Here is a 2,405-nt window from a genome sequence, read left to right as displayed (position 1 = left end):
AAGTACCTTAATAAGGGGAAAATGATGAGTTATTTGGGTTTAATTATGTTGCTTGTAATAAGTTTCACGCTCTTGTTTTCTGGATTCATGAAAATGGGTTCCCTTCCTACTTCAGCACGAATTGCTGCAGATGTAGGAATTCTACCCCGAAATATGGGATACATATATGGTTTGTTCTTACCATTTATTGAAATATTTCTAGGAATAAATTTAATAGTCGATAGAGCAGAGAGTAGGTGGAATGTATGGACTGTAATACTAATATTTATATCATTTTTGTTGGCAAATATAAAAATTATTTGGGACGATAAAGATTTAGGATGCAACTGTTTCGGAAGTATACTATCTGGAAAGATGGGGATAGGAGGAGTATTTAACAACATTATTTTATTATTTTATTGTAGTATAATCATTACTTCTCCACCAATTGACACTCTTACTTTTATAAAACAAGCAACGATGTTTCAGTTTTTTTCTACAATAGCACCAGCAGTAGGACTCTTTTTTACAAGTCTTTTGGCCAGAACTATAGATTAAAGTGGAATGGGGTAATAACTAATGTTATCAGAAGCCAGTCAGGTTGCTATGTGGATAATGCTGATAATTCATTCTATTATAGTTTTTATACTTGTAAGACAGGTCAAGACAGGATCAAACGGTATAGCACCTGGAATAAGTATTCCGAGTATAAAGGTTCATAACAGTGAAGGGCACCAAGTATCTTTGGATCATTTAGTAAAGGACAAAAATGTGACACTATTATGTGTGATAAGTCCAAATTGCAGGTTTTGTAAAGAAGTGGTGTTTGAAATAAATAAGATTTATCTTAATAATGCTAATTTTGCAATCAAACTTCTTGTTGTAGGGGATGGCGAAGGATTTAATAAGTATGTTGTTACTACTAATGTTGCAATTGAAATGTATTCTATTTCTTATCAAGACTGTAGAAGAAAGCTAAGAACATCGTCTTATCCTTTTGGTATGGTAATTGACAATCAAGGTGTTATTATGCGACGAGGGATTATAAAAAAAGAAAATATCCTTTCCTGGCTAGTAGATGTTCCAAAATTATTAGACTCATTCTCTAATAAAAGGAGAGGAGCTATTTAGTTGTTTGTAAATCGTTTTGAGAAAATGTTGACAAAATCTTTAAAACAAGTGTGGGTGTTGACATGTATGATTTTTTCAAAACATCCAGTCTTGTTTTCATTGTGGTTAATTATCGTTCTGTCAACATCTTGTGTACCTGCTCTACATATTTGGTTACAAAAATCATCTATTGATTTAATTACCCAAGTATATAGTAATCATTCATTACTCGGAAAAGCTATATTTTTTGTTGTAATATCTTTCTTGCTAAATATTGGAGTATCTGTATTAAATGTTGTTGAAACTTATATAAAATCTATTATTAAGATGGATATTAGTTACGAATTAAAACAATTAGTGGGTGAAAAAGTATTCTCTGTACCTTATTCATTCTTTGATAATTCCAAATTCTATGATCAAATTCAATTAGCATTAGCTGCCGTTAATAACAATACAGTTGATATAATACAAGATTTAATTAACCTGATGAGGACTATTATTATTTTGTCCTCAATATTTATTTTACTGGCTAATAGTCATTGGTTGTTACCTATTACTTTGATTCTGTCTTCTTTACCCGGAATTATTCTACTATTATTAATGAAAAAAAACAAACACAAAAGAAATACAGAAACTACCCCAGTAGGGAGGGAGATGGAATACTCCTATAAGTTGTTGTATCGACGTGATGCAGCTAAGGAAATTCGCATATTTGGCTTAGGGGATCATTTATTACAACATTGGAAAAATCTTTACCTACAAGTTCGTCGAGTACTACTGTTGAACTTAATAAATGAAGGCAAGGTAGGTATCCTCTCAAATTTAGTTCTTTCTATTGCAGTTGTCTCTACTGCCTTAATTCTGGTGGTTCAAATAGATGGTGGAAAACTAACCATCGGGGACTACGTTGCATTAACTGGTGCTGTTATTACGGTCCAGTCCCATTTGGGAATGATAGGAACAATTTTAGGAGGTATTTATGAGAAAAAAATGTATTTAGATAATCTTAATTCCTTTTTACACGAAATTTCGGAAAAAAAAGGAACCCCGAAAGTCTCTTTTCCAGAAAATTTTACAAGTATTAGCGTAAAGAATCTTACCTTTTCTTATTCAACTGAAAAACAGAGTATACTTAATAGTATTTCATTTGACATAAAGAGAGGCCAACGGATAGCAATTGTAGGAGAAAATGGAGCGGGAAAAACTACTTTGGCAAATTGCTTACTGGGCTTGTACCATGCAACATCCGGACAAGTTCTATTTAACCAGACAAATATTAACGATATTGATCAAGCCTCATTTCGAAAAAATGTCTC

At 32.2% G+C, this 2,405-nt stretch carries 3 protein-coding genes; all 3 read left to right on the top strand.

Features of this window, described 5'->3' with window-relative positions:
- On the top strand, positions 1-537 hold a 537-nt coding region (locus AC1DWB_RS33635), incomplete at its 5' end, for a MauE/DoxX family redox-associated membrane protein (RefSeq protein WP_477545436.1).
- Positions 538-558: 21 nt separating this feature from the next.
- Positions 559-1,110 carry a TlpA family protein disulfide reductase gene (locus AC1DWB_RS33630; RefSeq protein ID WP_477545435.1) on the top strand — a complete coding sequence of 184 codons (552 nt, stop codon included), beginning with the start codon at positions 559-561 and terminating at the stop codon, positions 1,108-1,110.
- The coding region (locus AC1DWB_RS33625; RefSeq protein WP_477545434.1) for an ATP-binding cassette domain-containing protein at positions 1,111-2,405 on the top strand (1,295 nt) is incomplete at its 3' end. It lies immediately after the preceding gene.

The sequence above is a fragment of the Paenibacillus sp. P4_E11 genome (assembly GCF_056401635.1).
Note: the sequence above shows the minus strand (reverse complement) of the source record. Positions and strands in the feature narration are given on the sequence as shown.

What these genes read in the sequence shown, in the direction of transcription:
- AC1DWB_RS33630 (WP_477545435.1), top strand. Translation starts at nt 559, where the DNA reads ATGTTATCAGAAGCCAGTCAGGTTGCTATGTGGATAATGCTGATAATT.